Here is a 21,253-nt window from a genome sequence, read left to right as displayed (position 1 = left end):
AACAGTTTGTCATGCATTGCAATAAATAAAGATGCTCGCATCCACTATGCACTTCTCAAACAACACACACCCACAACCGAACCCTCCTCCAACCCCCATCACAGGAGCCATCACCGGAACATTCCGCATCATGGGCAGAAGAAACGGTGTGTTCCCTCAGAACCCCGACAGTGTGTTGACAGCACCACGACAGTCACCCATCGCAGTCACCCGGCCACCGACCTCTCTGATGAGACCGACAACCATGCTGGCGTGTTTGATGTTTCACCCTATGAACACACACCCACCCAACGGACAGACGCCGCCGGCATGGGAATGTTGCATGCTCCTTAGAAAGGAGGTGATCCAGCCGCACCTTCCGGTACGGCTACCTTGTTACGACTTCGTCCCAATCGCCGATCCCACCTTCGACGGCTCCCTCCCAAGGGTTAGGCCACCGGCTTCGGGTGTTACCGACTTTCATGACGTGACGGGCGGTGTGTACAAGGCCCGGGAACGTATTCACCGCAGCGTTGCTGATCTGCGATTACTAGCGACTCCGACTTCATGGGGTCGAGTTGCAGACCCCAATCCGAACTGAGACTGGCTTTAAGGGATTCGCTCCACCTCACGGTATCGCAGCCCTCTGTACCAGCCATTGTAGCATGTGTGAAGCCCTGGACATAAGGGGCATGATGACTTGACGTCATCCCCACCTTCCTCCGAGTTGACCCCGGCAGTCTCCTGCAAGTCCCCGGCATAACCCGCTGGCAATACAGGACAAGGGTTGCGCTCGTTGCGGGACTTAACCCAACATCTCACGACACGAGCTGACGACAGCCATGCACCACCTGTACACCAACCACAAGGGAAACGATATCTCTACCGTCGTCTGGTGTATGTCAAACCCAGGTAAGGTTCTTCGCGTTGCATCGAATTAATCCACATGCTCCGCCGCTTGTGCGGGCCCCCGTCAATTCCTTTGAGTTTTAGCCTTGCGGCCGTACTCCCCAGGCGGGGTACTTAATGCGTTAGCTACGGCACGGAACTCGTGAAATGAGCCCCACACCTAGTACCCACCGTTTACGGCGTGGACTACCAGGGTATCTAATCCTGTTCGCTACCCACGCTTTCGCTCCTCAGCGTCAGTTACTACCCAGAGACCCGCCTTCGCCACCGGTGTTCCTCCTGATATCTGCGCATTTCACCGCTACACCAGGAATTCCAGTCTCCCCTGTAGTACTCAAGTCTGCCCGTATCGCCTGCACGCCTGCAATTGAGTTGCAGAATTTCACAGACGACGCGACAAACCGCCTACGAGCTCTTTACGCCCAGTAATTCCGGACAACGCTTGCACCCTACGTATTACCGCGGCTGCTGGCACGTAGTTGGCCGGTGCTTCTTCTCCAGGTACCGTCACTTGCGCTTCGTCCCTGGCGAAAGAGGTTTACAACCCGAAGGCCGTCATCCCTCACGCGGCGTCGCTGCATCAGGCTTGCGCCCATTGTGCAATATTCCCCACTGCTGCCTCCCGTAGGAGTCTGGGCCGTGTCTCAGTCCCAGTGTGGCCGATCACCCTCTCAGGTCGGCTACCCGTCGTCGCCTTGGTAGGCCATTACCCCACCAACAAGCTGATAGGCCGCGGGCCCATCCCCAACCGCAAAAGCTTTCCACCAAACACCATGCGATATAAGGTCATATCCGGTATTAGACCCAGTTTCCCAGGCTTATCCCGAAGTCAGGGGCAGATCACCCACGTGTTACTCACCCGTTCGCCACTCGAGTACCCAGCAAGCTGGGCCTTTCCGTTCGACTTGCATGTGTTAAGCACGCCGCCAGCGTTCGTCCTGAGCCAGGATCAAACTCTCCATGAAAAAATAGCGAAACAAAACCAGCCAAAGCCGGCGTTTCAACACAATCCTTCAACCAGGAAAGCAAAACCTGACCAAAAATGATTCTCAAAAAAACAAACTGGCATCAAAAAACTTCATAAACCAATGAACTCCCTGACACCAAAATAATTTGGCATCAAACAATCCACCAACACACTATCGAGTTCTCAAAGAACACACACCCACCAACACCACCCCACAACAAGGGCGAACTCCGGTGAGCTGTACTCAACTTTTTGGATTCGCTACCCGATCCCGGGCAACTTCTCCAGCTTACTAGATCCGATTTCCGTTCGCAACTCGAGGGTTGCTCACCTTGTCAGGCCCAGCTGCTCCGCATGTCCGAACCGAAGTGCGGACACCTCGCTTACCCCGATTCCGTGTGGCCCCGGGGTCTTGCTCGCTGCGGTGCAACAAGAAAGTTACACACACAAGAACAGGGCGTCAAATCTCCTGGTCACAGGCCTGCTCGAGCGAGCAGGCCGGCACTAGCGGTCGATCCGCGCACCCGCGAACGACTTCTTGCCGCGGCGGATGACGAGCCAACTCCCATGCAGCAGGTCGGCGTCGGCCGGCGTCCAGTCGGCGTCGGTGATCTTGACGTTGTTGACATACGCACCGCCTTCGCCGATCGCGCGCCGTGCCGCCTTGTTGCTCTCCGACAATCCCGAGTCGACGAGGAGCTCGACGATCGTGGGGGTCGAATCGCTGTACTCGGCGATCCGGGTCTCCCCCAGCGCCGCGGACAAGGTGCCCTCGTCGAGTCCGTCCAGTTCACCGCGTCCGAACAACGCCTGGCTCGCCAACTCGACGGCGGCGGTCGCCTCCGCACCATGGATCAGCGTCGTCATCTCCGCGGCCAGCCGCTTCTGCGCGGTACGCAGATGCGGCTTCTCCGCCGTGAGCTGCTCCAGCTCGGCGATCTCCTCGCGACCGAGGAAGGTGAACCACTTGAGGTAGCGCACGACGTCGGCGTCGGCGGTGTTCACGAAGTACTGGTACCAGGCGTACGGGCTGGTCAGGTCGGCATCGAGCCACAGGCTTCCACCACCGGTCGACTTACCGAACTTCTTGCCGTCCGACGAGGTCACCAGCGGCACCGTCATCGCGTGCACGCTCTGCCCGTCGACGCGGCGACACAGGTCGACACCGCCGATGATGTTGCCCCACTGATCCGACCCGCCGATCTGCAAGACGCAGTCGTAGCGGCGACGCAACTGCAGGAAGTCGTTCGACTGCAGCAGGATGTAACTGAATTCGGCGTAGCTGATGCCATCGGTCTCGAGTCGGCGCTTGACCGTCTCCCGGGCCAGCATCACGTTCACCGAGAAGTGCTTGCCGAGATCGCGGAGAAAGTCCACGACACTCATCGGTCCGGTCCAGTCCAGGTTGTTGACCAGCACCGCGCTGTTCGGGGCGTCGTCGATGGTCACGAACCGGCGGAGCTGGCCACCGATGCGGTCGGCCCATCCGGCGACGGTGTCGGCCGGGTTCATGCTCCGCTCGCCGACCTCCCGGGGATCACCGATCAGACCGGTGGCGCCACCGGCGAGAACCAGCGGCCGGTGCCCGGCCAGCTGGAACCGGCGCAGCGTCAGCAGCGGCACGAGATGGCCGGCGTGCAGACTCGCCGCGGTCGGATCGAATCCGGCATAGAGGGTGATGGACCCCTCGTCGACGACCTTGCGCAATTCGTCGAGATCGGTGGATTGCGCGATCAGGCCGCGCCATTCCAGTTCGTCGATGATGTCGATGGTCGTCTCCGCGGTCTGTCCACTCACGAGTTCGATTTTCTCATCCCCCGGCCCGGGCGCCGATGCCGGGGATGACGTCGTGGCTACCGCCCGTCGGTCAATCGGGCGTGTTCGGCGTCGTCGACGCTGCGTGCCTCGTCGGCGAGCATCACCGGGATACCGTCGGCATCGATCCGGTAGGCGACGTGCAGTCGCGGGTTGTAGAGCTCGTCGCCGGCATCGAGCAACGGTCCCCGATCCTGGGGGCAGACCAACCGCTCTCGGACGATCGGGTCGATCGCTTCTGCACGAGACATCTCGCTGACTCCTCCCGGGGATGGCGTCGGGACGCATCCCCACCGCTGCTGTGGGTGGATCCGCTCTCCGGCGGATCCCCATTCACCGTATCGACCCGGTCACCGTATCGACGTCTCGGCGGTGGCCGCCCTGCCGGCCCACCCCAGACGCGTCATCGCCGCCCGGGTGTACCGGCGGTACCGCCCCTCCTCGTCGCGATACCACATGCCCGCGGCGGGACGGGGGACGCCGTCGGCGGCCAGCGCGGCCGCGACCGGTCGGTAGGACCCCGACACCGGGATCTCCTCGACCAGGCAGATCAGGTGCGGGCGCTCCTCGGCCGGCAGGTCACCGAGTGCGACCCGCAGCTGGGTGACGGTGAGCGATTCGGGCCTGGCGTCGGCACGCAGGGTGATCGCGGCGATCGCGATCTGCCCGTCGGGCACCCTCGCCCCGTAGGCGACCACCTGGTCGACGAGCGACAACCGCGACAGCGCGCGCTGGATCGGCGGCAGGTACACGATCCCGCCGGCCGAGCGCACCGCCGACTCGACCGATCCCACGAACCACAGGTCGTCGTCGGCGTCACGGTAGAACAGGTGCCCTGACACCTCCCACCGATCATGGGCGGTGAACACATCGCGCAGCACCGTCGACGAGGCGTCGAACCGATACTTGGTGCGGGACAACAGGAGTCCGACCTCACCCGGTTCGGTACGCCGGACGAATCCGCCGTCACCCTCGATCAGCTGCAGATTCTCGAGGTCGAACGCGGCGATCTCCACCGCATTGGTCTCCGGCAGGGCACGACCCATCGCACCGACCTTGTCGCCGGTGATGTTGGCCAGGATCGCCGAACCGTCTGCGGTGGCGAAGAACTCGAGCACGCGAGCCCGCGGGAAACTCTCCACCACGTCGTCCCACAGCCCGGCGGGCATCCCCGATCCCATGAACAACCGGACCTGGTTGTGCTGGTTGATCCGGAAATCCTCGGCCCGCACGATCTCACGCATCATCGTCCACGTGTACGAGACCACCGTGACCCCGTAACGCTGGATCTCGGTGGCGAAGGTGTCGATGTCGATACCGTTCGACAGCGCGATCCGCGAGCGGCCCACGACGGTGGCGCCGAGGGTGGTCAGCAGTCCGGATGCATGGTGCAGCGGCGGCAGGCAGTAGACGGTGTCGCGATCGGTCAGGCCGGCCGCCGAGGCCGCACCGAACGCCGACATCGCGAACCGGTGATTGGTCACCGGCCAGGTCTCGAGCTTGCCCTGGGTACGGGTGAACAGGATGAACGCGAGGTCGGCGGCGAGACCGGGGTCGGGGCGATACCAGCGCGGGATCTCGACGGCGCCCGGATCGATCTGTTCCATGTCGACGATCCGATGACCGTCGGCCCGGTCGATCTCGCGTGAGTCGCCGCTGCCGCCGCCGAGGATGAGCACCCGATCGCAGTGTGCGGCAGCGGTGTCGAGGTTCTTGGGGTCGGCGATCACCACCGAGCATGCGGCCAGCCGCAGCATCTCGCCGAGATCGGCGTCGGCGGCCGGCAGGGCGGCGACCGCACCGAGCCGCGACAGGGCGGCGACCACCACCAACGCGCTCGGACGGGTGTCCATCAACACGCCCACGTGCTGGCCGGGCCGGATCCCGCACTCGATCAGCCCGGCGACGACGTTGTCGATGCGGGCGTTCACCTGTTCGTGGGTCAGCACCCGGCTCTCGAACAGGAACAGTTCCTTGTCGCCGCCGCGTCTGGTGTTCTCGGCCATCAGTTTGCCGAGCGAGATCTGGGTGCCCGCCTGGATCTGGCCCAGCCGGAAGAGTCGGGGCACCGTGCGCACCGACTCCTGGGCGACCGCCCGGGAGGCACGTTGGGCATTGGACGCCAGACTCAGCAGTTCACGGGTGACCCCGGCCCCGGCGTCGGCGACCGACCCCAGCCCGTGGGTGATCCGGGAGGTGAAACTGACTCCGCTGCCGTGTCCCGGTTCGGGCACCACCATCGGCTCGATCAGTTCGGGACGCTCCCCCATCCCCGATTGCCAGGCGATCCACTCGGCGGTCACCGGCCAGGTGTGCGCACCGGATGCACTACCCACGACGAGTCCGAAATGTCCTACCGGAAGCCGAGATTCGTAGACATCGGCATCGGGAGCGGCCCGCACGATCCCCCGGACCGCGGCCGGCTGACCGATGTCGTCGGCCTCGCCCACGAATGCCAGCACCGGACAGGTGATCTCGGCGAGTGTCACCACGTCACCGTTGATCACGAAGCCACCGCCCACCATCCGGTTGTGCACGACGAACTGCCGGAGCAGTTCGGCGATCGCCGGGCCCGACCAGGCGACCCACCCGTCGGATTCGAGGAAGCGGCGCTGGTCCTCACGCGGCAGCAATGCATCGCGGTCGTGCAGTTGCCGGAGGAAGTCGAGGCGGCTGCGGGCGGTCTTGACCGGGTCGAGCATCTGGAAACCCAACCGGGCCAGCCATCCCGGCACCCACAGATGACTGACCACGCGGTCGGCGAGGATCTCCGCGCCCGGGACCACCAGGCCCGCGGGCAGACCCAGCGGCAGCGCCGCGAGGACGTCGACGGGACTGCCGAAGGTGATCAGGCTGGCGATGTTCTTCGACCGGCGGTACGCGGCAGCCTGATAGGCGAACATCCCGCCCTGCGAGTAGCCGGCGAGGTGGACGTCCTTGCCGGTCGCCTCGACGATCAGGTCGATCGCCCGGCTGATCGCGACGACGTGATCGGCGAGATCACGTTCCAGCCCGCCCTCCTCGGAATCGGGCGAGCCGAAGTCGATCACCCAGGGGGTGATCGAGTCACGGTCCAGGATCGACACCGCACCGTTGTGTTCGGTGACGTCATAGACGTTGGCCGACACCATCATCGGCGGGATGAGGACCACGTTCGGGCCGGTCGACGGCGAGTCCGGGAAGTACCGCCGCAGCTTGAACATCTTCTCGGTCTCCACCACGACGAACGGAGCCGGTTCGGTACCGGTCTCCAATCCGCCGAGGCGAAGCACCTCGAGTCCGTTCTGTGCGGTGGCGACGACCCGCTCGACCACCGCGCCGACGTCCGGAACCCCGCCGAATCCCACCATCGATGCGCCTCCCCCTCGTCGAAGACTGTGGCCTGCTTCACTCTACCGACCCGGACCACAGCGGATACACATCCTACGTGGTGTCGCGACCGCCCCAACGCGCACGCAGGCGGGCCACCTCGGTGGCGAGCACCGACAGTTGGCGCTGCACCTGCTCGGGAGCGGTGCCACCATGGGCATTTCGCGATTCGATCGACCCGCGCACGGTGAGCACGTCGCGGACCTGCGGGGTGAGCGCCGGATCGATCGACGCGAACGTCTCGTCGTCGAGCTCGTCGAGTCCGACGCCGCGACCCTCGGCCTCCCGCACGCATGCCCCGGCGACCTCGTGGGCCACCCGGAACGGCACACCCTGGCGCACCAGCCATTCGGCGATGTCGGTGGCGAGGGTGAACCCGGCGGGCGCGAGCTCGGCCATCCGGTCCTCGTGGAACTCCAGGGTGGCGACGAGACCGGTGATCGCCGGGAGCAACAGCTCGAGCTGTGCCACCGCGTCGAAGACCGGCTCCTTGTCCTCCTGCAGATCCCGGTTGTAGGCCAGCGGCTGCGCCTTGAGCGTGGCGAGCAGACCGGTGAGGTCACCGATCAGCCGGCCGGCCTTGCCGCGGGTGAGCTCGGCGACATCCGGGTTCTTCTTCTGCGGCATGATCGAACTGCCGGTCGACCACGCGTCGGCCAATGTCACATAGCCGAATTCCGGTGTGCTCCACAGGATCACCTCTTCGGACAGACGTGACAGGTCGACGGCGATCATCGCGAACACGAACGCTGCCTCGGCGGCGAAGTCACGAGCCGACGTCGCGTCGATCGAGTTCTCGGCGGGTCCGTCGAAGCCGAGCTCGGCGGCGATCGCGGCCGGGTCGAGACCCAGCGACGAGCCGGCGAGCGCCCCGGAACCATACGGCGACACCGCGGTCCGCCGATCGGCGTCGCCGAGCCGGTCGACGTCACGGATCAGCGGCTGCGCATGGGCGAGCAGGTGGTGGGCCAGCAGCACCGGCTGCGCGGCCTGCAGATGCGTCTTACCCGGCATCACCGCATCCGGATGCGCCGCGGCCTGCGCGGTGAGCGCCTCCACCACGTCGAGCAGCCCGAGCGCGACACGGCCCATCGCCGCACGCACCCACATCCGGAACAGGGTGGCCACCTGGTCGTTCCGCGACCGCCCGGCACGCAGCCGGCCGCCGAGTTCGGCGCCGACCCGCTCGATCAGTCCCCGCTCGAGCGCGCCGTGCACGTCCTCGTCGGACTCGGCCGGGGTGAAGGTGCCGTCGGCGACGTCGGCGGCGAGCCGGTCGAGACCGGCCAGCATCCCCGCCAGGTCGTCATCGGCGAGCAGTCCCGCCGAGTTCAACACCCGTGCATGCGCTTTGGACGCGCGGATGTCGAACGGGGCGAGCGCCCAGTCGAAATGGGTGGACTTGCTCAGCGCGGCCATGGCCGCGGCCGGTCCATCGGCGAACCGGCCGCCCCACAGCGAACCCTCGTTGGTGGTTCCGCCGCCGTGCGGATCGTCACTCACCGAAGAGATCCCGACGGGCGGCGATCTTCGACGACAGGCCGTGCAGCTCGACGAAGCCGCGGGCCGCGGACTGATCGAAGCTGTCGCCCTCGTCGTAGGTGGCCAGGTTGAAGTCGTACAGCGACTCCGAGCTGCGGCGACCGTTGACGGTGATGTGACCGCCGTGCAGCACCAGGCGGATGTCGCCGGAGACGTGCTCCTGGGTGGAGTCGACGAAGGCGTCCAGCGAACGCTTCAGCGGCGAGAACCAGAGACCGTCGTAGATCAGCTCGGCCCACTTCTGGTCGGTGTGGCGCTTGTAGCGGCCCAGCTCACGCTCGAGGGTGACGTGCTCGAGCTCGGAGTGGGCGGTGATCAGCACCATCGCGCCCGGGGCCTCGTAGACCTCGCGGCTCTTGATGCCCACCAGTCGGTCCTCGACGACGTCGAGACGGCCGACACCCTGGGCGCCGGCGCGACGGTTGAGCTCCTCGATGGCCTGCAGCATGCTGACCGGACGGCCGTCGATCGCCACCGGGCGTCCCTTGTCGAAGGAGATGATCACCTCGTCGGGCGCCTGCCAGTTGATCGTCGGGTCCTCGGTGTAGGAGTAGACGTCCTTGGTGGGGGCGTTCCACAGATCCTCGAGGAAACCGGTCTCCACCGCGCGGCCCCACACGTTCTGGTCGATCGAGAACGGGGACTTCTTGGTGACGTTGATCGGGATGTCGTTCTGCTCGGCGAAGGAGATCGCCTTCTCGCGGGTCCATGCGTAGTCGCGGACCGGCGCGATGACCTCGAGATCGGGGGCGAGGGAGGCGAAGCCGACCTCGAAGCGAACCTGGTCGTTGCCCTTGCCGGTGCAGCCGTGGGCGACGACGGTGCCGCCGTGGTCGCGGGCGGCGGTGACCAGGTGCTTGGCGATCAGCGGTCGCGACAGTGCCGACACCAGCGGGTAACGGTCCATGTAGAGGGCGTTGGCGGTGATGGCGGGCAGGCAGTAGTCGTCGGCGAACTCGTCGCGGGCGTCGACCAGCACGGCCTCGACCGCGCCGCAGTCGAGAGCACGCTGACGCACGACCTCCATGTCCTCGCCGCCCTGACCCAGGTCGAGGGCCACGGCGACGACCTCCTTGCCGGTCTCCTTGCCGATCCAGCTGATGGCGACCGAGGTGTCCAGTCCGCCGGAGTATGCGAGTACGACGCGCTCGGCCATGGTGATGATCTCCTTGTTTCTCTTCGGTGAGTTCTGTGGTGACGTCCGGATGGTGGACGTCGCGCCCGGGTGCGCGGGCGGTGGGCTGATGATGTTCTTCGTCGGGTGTTGATTATCGGCCGCGGGGGCGGGCGCCCTCGCCACCGGGGTGCGCGTCGGGTCTCGGTGTCGGCGGTGTCACACGAGACCCTCGATTCGTCGGGCCAGTTCGGCGCCGTCGACGGGTTCGCGGGCGCACACGAAGATCGTGTCGTCGCCGGCGATCGTGCCGACCACATCCGGCAGGCTGGCGCGGTCGATCGCGCTGGCCAGATAGTGCGCGGCCCCCGGCGGGGTACGCAGCACGGCGAGGTTGCCGCTGGCGTCGGTCGACACCAGCAGCTCGCCCAGCAGCCGGGACAGCCGGTCGGTCCCGCCGGACACGCCACGGACCGGGGAGCCGTCCTCGGGCACGACGTAGACGCCGGCCCCGCCGTCGGCGGCGCGCAGCTTGACCGCGCCGAGTTCGTCGAGATCGCGCGAGATGGTCGCCTGGGTGGCGTCCACGCCGTGCGAGGCGAGCAGGACCTGCAGCTCGGACTGGCTACGGACCTGGTGGTTGGCCAGGATGTCGACGATCAGCGCGTGCCGTCCGGCGCGGGTGGTCGCCAGCCGGGACACCGGGTGTCCGGCCGCGCCCACCTGCTTGTCCGGGAGACTCACTGGTGCTCCAGCAGCCAGATCAGCAGCGCCTTCTGCGCGTGCAGACGGTTCTCGGCCTCGTCGAACACCGCACTCGCCGGACCGTCGATCACCTCGTCGGTGATCTCGTCCCCGCGGTGCGCGGGAAGGCAGTGCAGCACGAGCGCGTCGTCGGCGGCGATCGCGTACAGCTCGGCGTTGATCTGGTACGGCCGGAACGGCGCCTTGCGGTCCTTGCCGTCGTCCTCCTGCCCCATCGACACCCAGGTGTCGGTGACCAGGACGTCGGCCCCGGTGGATGCCGCGACCGGGTCGCCGACCACGGCCACCGAGCCGCCGGTCAGTGCCGCACGTGCCTCGACGTCGGCGATGACCCGCGGGTCGGGTCGGAAACCCTCGGGGGCGCTGATCGTCACGTGCATCCCGGCGGTGACGCCGCCGAGTGCCAGCGAATGCGCCATGTTGTTGCCGCCGTCACCGAGGTAGGTCATCCGCAGTCCGGCGGTCGACCCCTTCCGCTCGATGATGGTCTGCAGGTCGGCGAGCACCTGGCACGGGTGGAAGGTGTCCGACAACGCATTGACCACCGGGATGGTCGCGGTGGACGCGATCGTCTCGAGCCGGTCCTGGCCGAAGGTGCGCCACACCAGCGCGTCGACGAACCTCGACAGCACGCGCCCGGTGTCCTCGAGGGTCTCGTCGCGGCCGAGCTGCGTGCTGCGGCCGTCGACGACCACAGCGTGCCCGCCGAGCTGGGCGATACCCATCTCGAAGGAGAACCGGGTGCGGGTGGAGTTCTTGTCGAAGATCACGCCCACCCCGCGCGGGCCCTCCAGCGGACGGTGCGCGAACGGGTTGCGCTTGACCTCGGCGGCGAGGGCGAGCACCTCGGCCTGTTCGGCCGGGGTGAGGTCGTCGTCGCGCAGGAAGTGCCGGGTCATGACTGCTCCTCGGTCTGCGCTGCCGCGTCCAGGAACCCGGGCAGTGCCGCGACGAAGTCGCCGGCCTGTTCCTCGGTGAGGATCAGCGGCGGGGCCAGCCGGATCACGTCGGGTGCCGGTGCGTTGATGAGGAAGCCGCCGGCCCGGGCGGCACCCTCCACCGCGGCTGAGCGCGGTGCGGAGAGCACGATGCCGAGCAGCAGGCCCGAGCCCCGCACGGTGGAGACCAGCGGGTGTCCGAGGTCTTCGATCCCGGCGGCGAGGGTCTTGCCCACCGACGCCACGTGTTCGACGAGGTTGTGCTGGTCGATCTCGGCGAGCACGGCGAGGGCCGCGGCGGCACTGACCGGATTGCCGCCGAAGGTGGTGCCGTGCTGTCCGGGGGTGAACAGTTCGGCGGCCGGGCCGGTGGCCAGACATGCACCGATCGGCAGCCCACCGCCGAGACCCTTGGCCAGGGTCATCACGTCGGGCACCACGCCTGCGGCCTGGTGGGCGAAGAACGACCCGGTCCGGGCGACGCCGGTCTGCACCTCGTCGAGGATCAGCAGGGCACCGCGCTCGGCGGTGATCCGCCGAGCCTGCGCCAGGTAGTCGACGGGGGGCACGATCACGCCGGCCTCACCCTGGATCGGTTCGAGGATGACCGCGGCGGTCTGCTCGCCGACGGCGGCGTCGAGTGCCGCGACATCGCCGTAGGGCACGAAGTCGACACCGGCGGGCATCGGTTCGAACGGCGCCCGCTTGGCCGGCTGGCCGGTCATGGCCAGCGCGCCCATGGTCCGGCCGTGGAAGGCCTTCTCGGCGGCGATGATCTGCGGCCGGCCGGTGCGCCGCGCGAGCTTGAACGCGGCCTCGTTGGCCTCGGTGCCGGAGTTGCAGAAGAACGCGCGGCCGGGGTGACCGAACTTGTCGAGCAACCGCTCGGCGAGTTCGACGACCGGCGGGCTGATGTAGAGGTTCGAGACGTGTCCGAGTGTCTGCAGCTGCGCGGTCACGGCCTCGACGATCGCCGGGTGGGCGTGGCCGAGCGCGTTCACCGCGATCCCGCCGAGCAGGTCGAGATAGCGGTTGCCCTCGGCATCCCACACGTAGGCGCCCTCGCCCTTCGCCAGGGCGACGGCCGGGGTGCCGTAGTTGTTCATCAGCGCGGACGACCACCGCTGCTGCCAGGGTGCGGTCATGAGGTTGCCTTCGGATCTGATTCCGTGGAATCGGTTGTGGACGTGATGTTCTCGGGGCTGACGACGGTGGTGCCGACGCGCGAGGAGGTGAGCAGTTGGCCGAGCACCGCGTGTGGGACACGCCCGTCGATCACGTGGGCACGTGACACTCCCCCGGTGACCGCACGCAGGCAGGCCTCCATCTTGGGGACCATGCCCGAATCCAGCTTCGGCAGAAGAGCTTCCAGCGCGTCGGTACTGATCTGGGAGGCCAGCGAGGAGCGGTCGGGCCAGTCGGTGTACAGCCCCTCGACGTCGGTCAGCATCACCAGCCGGGACGCGCCGAGCGCCTCGGCGAGGGCACCTGCAGCGGTGTCGGCGTTGATGTTGTGCACCACACCGTCGCGGTCGGGGGCGATCGTGGAGATCACCGGAATCCGGCCTGCGGCAAGCAGATCGGCGACGACGGTGGTGTTCACCGAGGTGATGTCGCCGACCAGTCCGATGTCGGTGGCCACGCCGTCGACCAGCACGGTGCGCCGGGTGGCGGTGAACAGGTGGGCGTCCTCGCCGGTGAGTCCGACGGCATAGGGACCGTAGGCGTTGATCAGCCCCACGAGTTCGCGGCCGACCTGGCCGAAGAGCACCATGCGGGCCACGTCCATCACCTCGGGGGTGGTGACCCGGAAGCCGCCGCGGAACTCACCGGACAGGCCCAGCCGGCCGAGCATCGCCGAGATCTGCGGTCCGCCGCCGTGCACCACGACCGGGTGCATGCCGCAGGCGCGCAGATAGACGATGTCGGCGGCGAAGGCCCGCTTCAGCTCGTCGTCGACCATCGCATTGCCGCCGTACTTGACCACGACCGTCGCACCGTGCAGGGCCTGCAGCGCGGGCAGGGTCGACGCGAGCACCGCCGCGGCATCGACAGCGGTGGCGTCAGGGGCCGTGGTGTCGGGAGCCGTGGTGTCAGAGGCCGTGGCGTCGGGGTTGCTCATGACGAGTACGCCGAGTTCTCTTCGACATAGGCATGCGAGAGGTCGGTGGTGCGGACCATGCCGGACGCATCGCCGAGCCCGAGGTCGACGACGACTGCGATGTCGGTGCCGGACAGGTCGACGTCACGGGCACCGGACACCCCGGTGCCGTCGACGCAGACCGCACTCCCGTTGAACGACACCGCGATCCGGTCGGCCTCGATGGTGACCGGGGAGATCCCGACCGCGGCCAGCACGCGACCCCAGTTGGGGTCCGAACCGAACAGCGCGGTCTTGACGAGTGAGTCGCGGGCGACGGTGCGGGCCACCGCGATCGCGTCGTCCTCGGTGCGGGCGCCGTTGACGGTGATGGTCACGCGCTTGGTGACGCCCTCGGCGTCGGCCATCATCTGGGCGGCGAGGTCGTCGCACACCGCGAGTACCGCGGCGTCGAGGTCGGCCTGCTCCACCGGGATCTGACTGGCGCCCGAACTCAGCAGCAGCACGGTGTCGTTGGTGGAGGTGGAGCCGTCGATGTCGAGCCGGTCGAAAGTCCTCACCGTGGCCCGCCGCAGTGCGGTGTCGAGCTGTTCGGGGGTGGCGCGCGCATCGGTGGTGAGCACCACCAGCATGGTGGCCAGCGACGGCGCCATCATGCCGGCGCCCTTGCCCATGCCGCCGACGTTCCAGCCCTGCGGATGATGCAGCGCAGCCTGTTTCGGCACGGTGTCGGTGGTCATGATGGCGTGTGCCGCGTCGAGCCCACCGGACAGTCCGCCGGCCATCTCGTGGACGATCTCGGTGACGCCGGCGAGAACCTTGTCCATCGGCAGCCGGTCACCGATCAGGCCCGTCGAGCACACGGCGACCTCGACGGCACCGGTCTCGGTGCCCCAGTTGCTCAGCGCCTCGGCGACGGCCTCGGCGGTGGCGTGTGCGTCCTGGAATCCGCCCGGTCCGGTGCAGGCGTTGGCACCGCCGGAGTTCAGGATCACCGCACGCAGCCGACCGGTGGTGAGCACCTGCTGCGACCACAGCACGGGTGCGGCCTTGACCTGGTTGCGGGTGAAGACACCGGCGGCGGCATAGTCGGGCCCCTCGTTGAAGACGAGGGCGAGGTCGGGCTTGCCGGAGACCTTGATCCCGGCGGTGATGCCGGCTCCACGGAAGCCGAGCGGGCCGGTCACGCCCTGGTTGCGGACCAGTCGCGGCGCGTCCAGCGGGGCGCCGCCGACGATGCGGTCGTCCCCGGAATCGGTGCTCTGGTTGCCGGTCATCTGTCCGTCCTGTGCAGTCACGGAGCCACTCCCACGGTACTCAGTCCTTCTGCCTCGTCCCAGCCCAACGCCAGGTTCATCGATTGCACTGCCGCCCCACCGGTGCCCTTGGTGAGGTTGTCGATCGCGCCGACGGCCACCAGCGTCCCGGCCCGCTCGTCGACTGTCACCGCGATCTGCACCGCATTGGAGCCGATCACCGAGCCGGTCGCCGGCAGGGATCCGGCCGGGAGCAGGTGGACGAATTGCTCGTCGCCGTAAGCCTTTTCATACACGGCATGCACCTCGTCGGCCGACGCCGACGTGCGGGCGGTGCAGGTGGCGAGGATGCCGCGCGACATCGGGACCAGGACCGGTGTGAACGACACCGACACCGGAAGATCGGCCGCCGCCGAGAGTGCCTGCGCGATCTCGGGGGTGTGCCGGTGTACGCCGCCGACGCCGTAGGCGCGGGCCGAGCCGATCACCTCGGAGGCCAGCAGATCGACCTTGGGGGCGCGGCCGGCCCCGGAGGTGCCGCTGACCGCGACCACGGTCACCGTCGGCTCCACCAGGCCCGCGGCCACGGCCGGGAGCAGCGACAGGATCGAGACCGTCGGATAGCAACCCGGTACCGCGATGCGGCTCGCATCCTTGAGCACCTCCCGGTTGCCCGGGAGCTCGGGCAGCCCGTAGGGCCAGGTCCCGGCGTGGGCACCGCCGTAGTAGGCGGTCCAGTCGGCGGGATCCTTGAGCCGGAAGTCGGCGCCGCAGTCGATGATCAGCGTGGTCGGCGGGAGGGCGTCGGCGATCACCGCGGAGGTCCCGTGCGGCAGTCCCAGGAACACCACGTCATGACCGGCCAGGATCTCCGGGGTGGTCTCCTCGAGGATCCGATCGGCGAGCGGCAGCAGATGCGGATGCAGCGATCCGAGGGGACTGCCGGCGTTGCCGCCGGCGGTCAGCGCCCCGATCTCGAGCTCCCCCGATCGCAGTCGTGGATGTCCGCACAACAGACGCAGGATCTCTCCACCTGCGTAGCCACTGGCTCCGGCGACTGCAACCTTGATCGTCATAGGAACATTATGCACTCCTATGCAAATACATTCATCCACCGGGTCGATCGGGGTGGATGCCCACCCCGATCGTCATGCCGGGATCAGCCGCGCCGGGAGCGGTGACCCGCGAGATCGGCGGCCGCCGGGATCAGCGCAGGCGCGCACCCACCCGCTCACCCGCGACCTCGACCGCCGCGAGCTTCGCCGCGTTGGCCTCGTCCTCGGTGAGGGTGCGGTCGTCGGCGCGGAACCGCAGCGCGAAGGTCAGCGACTTGCGTCCCTCACCGACCTGGCTGCCGGTGAACACGTCGAACAGCTCGATCGCCTCGAGCAGCTCACCGGCGCCGTCACGCAGTGCGTGCTCGACGTCGGCGGCGGGCACGTCGGCGGCGACGACCACCGCGACGTCCTGCAGCACCGCCGGGAAGACGCTGACGTCGGGTGCGGGCAGCATCGTGGTGAGCGGCAGGGCGTCGATGTCGACCTCGACCGCGCACAGCCGCTTGGGCAGTCCGGCCTTCTCCAGGACCGCCGGATGCAGCTCACCGGCATATCCGACGGTGATCCCGTCGACGCTGATGCGGGCACAACGGCCCGGATGCCACGGCTTCTCCTGGGCCGCCGACAGCTCGACGGACACCCCGGCGGCCCGGCCGATGCTGCGTGCGGCCTCGAAGGCGTCGAGGTGATCGGCCACCCGGCCCGGACCCCACGGGCCCGCCGGGTCGTGCAGGCCGGTCAGCACCACCGCGACGTGCAGCGGCTGGTGCGGCAACGAGGCGTCGAGGGCGGCGATCTCCTCGTCGGTGGGCCGGCGGGTGACGTCGAGGGCACCCACGGAGGTGACATTCGCCCCGGCGATCACCACCTGGCCGATGGTGAACAGGGACAGGTCGCGCTGCCCGCGGGCGATGTTGCGGGCGGCCATCTCCAGCAGCCCGGGCAGCAACGTCGTGTTGAGCTCGGGGCGCTCCGACTCGAGCGGGTTGAGCACCTTGACGGTCTTGCGGCGCTCGTCGTCGGCGGGCAGATCCCACTGGTCGAAGACCCCGGCGGGCATGAACGGATACGGCAGCACCTCGACGTATCCGTCGAGCGCCAGGGTGCGGCCGATGCTGCGGCGCCGCCGCTGTTGCGCGGTCAGGCCGGTGCCGCCGGGGGCGGTGGGCAGCACCGCCGGGATGTCCTCGAGACCCTCCAGGCGCAGCACCTCCTCGACCAGGTCGGCGCGCTGACGCAGGTCCGGGCGCCACGACGGCGGGGTGACCTCGAGCGGATCGGTGCCGGTGACGGTGCAACCGACCTCGACCAGCCGCGCGGCGGTGGTCCCGGCCGGGTAGGTGACACCCGCGGTGCGATCGGGTTCGTCGGCGGCAATCGTGATCGGGGCGACCGACGGCAGTTCGATGCGCGCCTCCGACAGCGGCGAGGCGACGGTACCGCCGGCGATCTCCACGATCAGTCCGGCCGCACGATCGGAAGCCGCGACGGTGATCTCGGGGTCGACGATGCGCTCGAACCGCTTGCTGGCCTCGGAGGTCAGCTTGTGGCGCTTACCGGTGCGGAAGACGCGCACCGGGTCGAAGGTGGCCGACTCCAGCAGCACACGCGTGGTCTCGGGGCCCACCTCGGTCGCGCCGCCGCCCATCACACCCGCGAGGGCGATCGGGCCGCTGTCGTCGGCGATCACGACGTCCTCGGGATCGAGTTCGCGGACAACGTCGTCGAGCGTGGTGAGCTTCTCCCCCGGTGCCGCATTGCGCACGGTGACGGTGCCGGTGATCTTGTCGGCATCGAAGGCGTGCAGCGGCTGACCGAGTTCGATCATCACGTAGTTGGTGACGTCGACGATCGCCGAGATCGGCCGGATACCGGCCACCAGCAGTCGCTTCTGCATCCACCACGGCGAGATCGCGCCGGCGTCGACACCCTCGAGGATGCGGGCGGTGTACCGCGTGGCGGCCGACGCCGGGTCGATCGCGACCGGCCAGGCCTCGCCGCCGTCGACGGTGATCTCCTCGACCGACTGTCCGGGGTCGACGAAGGGCACCGAGAAGCTGCTCGCGAGTTCACGGCCGAGACCGCGCACCGAGAAGGCGTAGCCGCGGTCGGGGGTGACGTTCACGTCGATCGCGACGTCGTCGAGACCGAGGACCTCGCGCGCGTCGGCACCGGGCTCGGCGGTACCGGGGGCCAGCACCAGGATGCCGCTGTGGTCGGTGCCGATACCCAGCTCGGACACCGAGCAGATCATGCCGTTGGAGACATGGCCGTAGGTCTTGCGGGCGGCGATCTCGAAGCCGCCGGGCAGCACCACGCCGGGCAGCGAGGCGACGATCAGATCACCTTCGGCGAAATTCCTTGCACCGCAGACGATCCCGGTTGGCTCATCGGCGCCCACATCCACCATGCAGTAGCGGATGGGCTTTTTGAACTCGGTGAGTTCGGTGATGGTCTCGACCCGGCCGACCACCAGCGGGCCGGTAATCTCGGGGAAGGCGTCGATGTCCTCGATCTCGAAGCCCACGCGGACGAAGCCGGCGTCGACCTCCTCGACCGATGCCGACCAGGTCGGATCTCCCGCTCGAAGCACCTCGGTGTACCAGGACTGTGGGGCACGCACGTCAATCAGCTACTTTCGTCGATCGTCTGACGGTATCCGGGCGGGTCAGACCGCGGGTCCGAACGGCAGGGAGAAGCGGATGTCGCCCTCGACCATGTCGCGCATGTCGGTGATGTCATTGCGGAACTGCAGGGTGCGTTCCAAGCCCATTCCGAAGGCGAACCCGGAGTAGACGTCGGGGTCGATTCCGCAGGCACGCAACACATTCGGATTCACCATGCCGCAGCCGCCCCACTCCACCCAGCCGGGGCCGCCCTTCTTGGCCGGGAACCACACGTCGACCTCGGCGGACGGTTCGGTGAACGGGAAGTAGCTCGCCCGCATGCGGGTGGTGGTCTCCGGCCCGAACAGGGCGCGCGCAAAGGTCTCCAGCGTTCCGCGCAGGTTGGCCAGGGTCAGCCCCTTGTCCACGGCCAGGCCCTCGATCTGGTGGAACACCGGGGTGTGGGTGGCGTCGAGCTCGTCGGTACGGAAGGTGCGTCCGGGGCAGGCGACGTAGATCGGGACGTCACGCTTGAGCATCGACCGCACCTGCACCGGCGAGGTGTGCGTCCGCAGCACCTGCCGCGACCCCTCGGGGGCGATGTAGAAGGTGTCCTGCATGGAGCGGGCCGGATGGTCGGGCAGGAAGTTGAGCGCGTCGAAGTTGTGATGCTCGGTCTCCACCTCGGGACCCTCGGCGATCTCCCAGCCCATCCCGACGAAGACGTCGGCGACCTGTTCGGCGATCACCGTGATCGGGTGGCGGGCACCGGCCGGACGGCGTCGCGACGGGAGGGTGACGTCCACTGATTCGGCGACGAGCACCGCGGCGTCACGCTGCGCCTCGAGCACCTCGGTGCGGGCGGCGAGCGCTGCCGACACCCGGCCACGGACCTCGTTGACCAGCTTTCCGGCCGAGGACCGCTGGTCCTTGGGCAGGGCGCCGAGGGCGCGGCGCGCCAGCGCGATCGGCGAGCGGTCGCCGAGGTGCTCGGTCTTCACCGTGGCCAGCGCGTCGAGGTCACCCGCCGACTCGAAGGCCTCCACCGCGGCCTGTGCTGCGGCGTCGAGTTCCTGTGGTTCGGGGAACCGGAGATCCTGCGATCCCCGGTCGTCGGCGGAAGGGGCCACGGTCGGCGAACTCCTCTTATCACGTGTCTGATGCGGAACGTCGAAGGTCATGGGCGACCGGAACGGAGCACCGATCCGACCGACGATCGACCCATTCGAGGGTAGTCGACGGCGCAAACGCGTTGACCTGCAGGGAGGCGAGTGCCGACGTCCCCGCATGTTTACCCTCGCCGCGTGTTCTGCGCGTGTGGGTGTTCTGCGCGTGTGGGTGTTCGGTGTCTGTCGGTGTTCGTTGCCTGTGGGTGTTCAGCGCCGCCGGGCGATCAGGGTCGCCTCGGGAAAGCGGCGATGGGCGTCCGGACGGACGACCGTTCGTGAGTGCTCGTCGAATCCGGCGCGGCCCAGCGCCTCCGACATCGCGTCCGGATGCCATCGCCAGGCGCGCGCGACCCGATGGTCGAACTCCACCACCTCGCCGACGACGTCACTCGACTGGCCGGCGACGCAGACCATCGCACCGGACGGCATACGCGCGGCCCAGCCGGTGAGGATCTCGGGGATGTCGGACGGCGATACGTGGATCAGGCTGTAGCGGGCCAGGATCGCGGCAATCGGGATCTCGCGTAGTCCCTCGGCGCACAGGTGCGCGTCGTCGGCGAGGTGGCGGACGTGCGGGTGCAGCCGACGGGCGTGCCGGAGCATCTCGGTGCTGGGGTCGACGCCGATCGCGTCGAGCCCTGACGCCACGAGGTGGGCGGTGACCTGGCCGGGTCCGCATCCGACGTCGACCACCGTGCCCGCGAGCCCGCTCTCGACGACGAGACCGGCGAAGGCCTCGATGATCTCGCGGTCGGCGGGTGTCGGGTACGGCGACCCGAAGGTCTGCACGTACAGGTCGGCGAGTGCGTCGTACCCGGGTCGGCTCATCGGCCGCGAGCGTGGATGCGGGCGCTCTCGTACAGGCAGATCGACGCCGCCGCAGCCAGATTCAGGCTCTCGGCGCGACCACGGATCGGGATCGAGACGCGATGGTCGGCGGCCGTGGCGATCGTCGCAGGCAATCCGTGCGCCTCGTTGCCGAACAGCCAGGCGGTGGGCCGGGCGAGCACGTCGTCGGCGTGGTCCAGATCGAGTTCTCCGTCGGCTGCGGTCGCGAGGACGACGATCCCGTTCTCCTGCAACCGGGCCAGTGTGGCGTCGACGTCGCGATGACGGACGATCGGCAGGTGGAACACGCTGCCCGCGCTGGCCCGCACACACTTTCCGTTGTGCGGGTCGACGGCGTCGCCGAGGATCAGCACCGCATCGGCACCCATCGCGTCGGCGGTGCGGATCAGCGTCCCGGCGTTGCCCGGTTCGCGTGGTTCCACGGCCACCGCGAGCAGACGCGGACCGTCGGCCAGCACCGTCGCCAGGTCGGCGTCGAGCAGCCGGCAGACCGCGAAGATCCCCGGCGCGGTGGTGGCCTCCGACAACTTCTCGGTGGCACGCGCCGACAACCCGAACACCGGCAGTCCGACAGCCGCCGCAGCCGCCAGGATCTCGGCGTGGCGTTCGGTCTCGTCCTCACGCACGAGCACCGTCTCGGCGCGGCGGGTGTCGAGCGCCGCGGTCACCGAGTTGGCCCCCTCGACCAGGAACCGGCCCTCGGCGCGGCGGACGGACGCGCGGTGCAGCTTGGCCAACGACACGACCCGCGAGGATCGTTCGGACAGGATCTCCATCAGATCGTTCCGTCGATCACTCGCGGGTCGTGGTGTGCTC

15 protein-coding genes and 1 rRNA gene are annotated in these 21,253 nt (G+C 68.0%); all 16 read right to left on the bottom strand.

What is annotated here, in order from left to right:
• Nucleotides 1–333: 333 nt before the first annotated feature.
• The 16 genes from Q9K23_RS24215 to Q9K23_RS24140 all read right to left on the bottom strand — a co-directional run bounded on the left by Q9K23_RS24215 (nt 334) and on the right by Q9K23_RS24140 (nt 21,213).
• Nucleotides 334–1,853 (bottom strand): 16S ribosomal RNA (locus Q9K23_RS24215).
• Between the two features lie 506 nt (nt 1,854–2,359).
• Nucleotides 2,360–3,652: a tyrosine--tRNA ligase gene (tyrS, locus tag Q9K23_RS24210; RefSeq protein WP_053777856.1), complete on the bottom strand. Its 1,293-nt coding sequence runs from the start codon at nt 3,650–3,652 to the stop codon at nt 2,360–2,362.
• 56 nt (nt 3,653–3,708) lie between these two features.
• On the bottom strand, nt 3,709–3,921 hold the full coding sequence (locus tag Q9K23_RS24205; RefSeq protein ID WP_053777855.1) for a Trm112 family protein: 213 nt from the start codon (nt 3,919–3,921) through the stop codon (nt 3,709–3,711).
• Nucleotides 3,922–4,020: 99 nt separating this feature from the next.
• Nucleotides 4,021–7,020 (bottom strand): AMP-binding protein, encoded by a 3,000-nt coding sequence (locus Q9K23_RS24200; protein ID WP_305950312.1) that lies wholly within the window; start codon nt 7,018–7,020, stop codon nt 4,021–4,023.
• Between the two features lie 73 nt (nt 7,021–7,093).
• On the bottom strand, nt 7,094–8,542 hold the full coding sequence (gene argH / locus Q9K23_RS24195; protein ID WP_053777854.1) for an argininosuccinate lyase: 1,449 nt from the start codon (nt 8,540–8,542) through the stop codon (nt 7,094–7,096).
• Nucleotides 8,535–9,737 (bottom strand): argininosuccinate synthase, encoded by a 1,203-nt coding sequence (locus Q9K23_RS24190; protein ID WP_053777853.1) that lies wholly within the window; start codon nt 9,735–9,737, stop codon nt 8,535–8,537. The genes argH and Q9K23_RS24190 overlap by 8 nt, the downstream gene beginning before the upstream one ends.
• Before the next feature lie 177 nt (nt 9,738–9,914).
• Nucleotides 9,915–10,439: an arginine repressor gene (locus Q9K23_RS24185; protein WP_261978002.1), complete on the bottom strand. Its 525-nt coding sequence runs from the start codon at nt 10,437–10,439 to the stop codon at nt 9,915–9,917.
• Nucleotides 10,436–11,359 carry an ornithine carbamoyltransferase gene (gene argF / locus Q9K23_RS24180; protein WP_020794601.1) on the bottom strand — a complete coding sequence of 308 codons (924 nt, stop codon included), beginning with the start codon at nt 11,357–11,359 and terminating at the stop codon, nt 10,436–10,438. Before argF ends, Q9K23_RS24185 begins: the two co-directional genes overlap by 4 nt.
• Nucleotides 11,356–12,543 carry an acetylornithine transaminase gene (locus Q9K23_RS24175; RefSeq protein WP_053777852.1) on the bottom strand — a complete coding sequence of 396 codons (1,188 nt, stop codon included), beginning with the start codon at nt 12,541–12,543 and terminating at the stop codon, nt 11,356–11,358. Before Q9K23_RS24175 ends, argF begins: the two co-directional genes overlap by 4 nt.
• On the bottom strand, nt 12,540–13,520 hold the full coding sequence (argB, locus tag Q9K23_RS24170; RefSeq protein ID WP_053777851.1) for an acetylglutamate kinase: 981 nt from the start codon (nt 13,518–13,520) through the stop codon (nt 12,540–12,542). The genes Q9K23_RS24175 and argB overlap by 4 nt, the downstream gene beginning before the upstream one ends.
• Nucleotides 13,517–14,776, bottom strand: a complete 1,260-nt coding sequence (gene argJ / locus Q9K23_RS24165; RefSeq protein WP_053777877.1) for a bifunctional glutamate N-acetyltransferase/amino-acid acetyltransferase ArgJ — start codon at nt 14,774–14,776, stop codon at nt 13,517–13,519. Before argJ ends, argB begins: the two co-directional genes overlap by 4 nt.
• A gap of 17 nt (nt 14,777–14,793) precedes the next feature.
• On the bottom strand, nt 14,794–15,831 hold the full coding sequence (gene argC, locus Q9K23_RS24160; protein WP_053777850.1) for an N-acetyl-gamma-glutamyl-phosphate reductase: 1,038 nt from the start codon (nt 15,829–15,831) through the stop codon (nt 14,794–14,796).
• A gap of 130 nt (nt 15,832–15,961) precedes the next feature.
• Nucleotides 15,962–18,436 (bottom strand): phenylalanine--tRNA ligase subunit beta, encoded by a 2,475-nt coding sequence (gene pheT, locus Q9K23_RS24155; RefSeq protein WP_305950311.1) that lies wholly within the window; start codon nt 18,434–18,436, stop codon nt 15,962–15,964.
• Nucleotides 18,437–18,481: 45 nt separating this feature from the next.
• Entirely contained in the window at nt 18,482–19,549 is a 1,068-nt protein-coding gene (gene pheS, locus Q9K23_RS24150) for a phenylalanine--tRNA ligase subunit alpha (protein WP_053777876.1), read from the bottom strand.
• Nucleotides 19,550–19,795: 246 nt separating this feature from the next.
• Complete coding sequence (locus Q9K23_RS24145) at nt 19,796–20,416, bottom strand: class I SAM-dependent methyltransferase (RefSeq protein ID WP_020791722.1); 621 nt, start codon at nt 20,414–20,416, stop codon at nt 19,796–19,798.
• On the bottom strand, nt 20,413–21,213 hold the full coding sequence (locus tag Q9K23_RS24140; protein ID WP_305950310.1) for an RNA methyltransferase: 801 nt from the start codon (nt 21,211–21,213) through the stop codon (nt 20,413–20,415). The genes Q9K23_RS24145 and Q9K23_RS24140 overlap by 4 nt, the downstream gene beginning before the upstream one ends.
• Nucleotides 21,214–21,253 lie beyond the last annotated feature (40 nt).

It is taken from the genome of Gordonia sp. NB41Y (assembly GCF_030718915.1).
Classification (GTDB): domain Bacteria; phylum Actinomycetota; class Actinomycetes; order Mycobacteriales; family Mycobacteriaceae; genus Gordonia; species Gordonia desulfuricans.
Note: the sequence above shows the minus strand (reverse complement) of the source record. Positions and strands in the feature narration are given on the sequence as shown.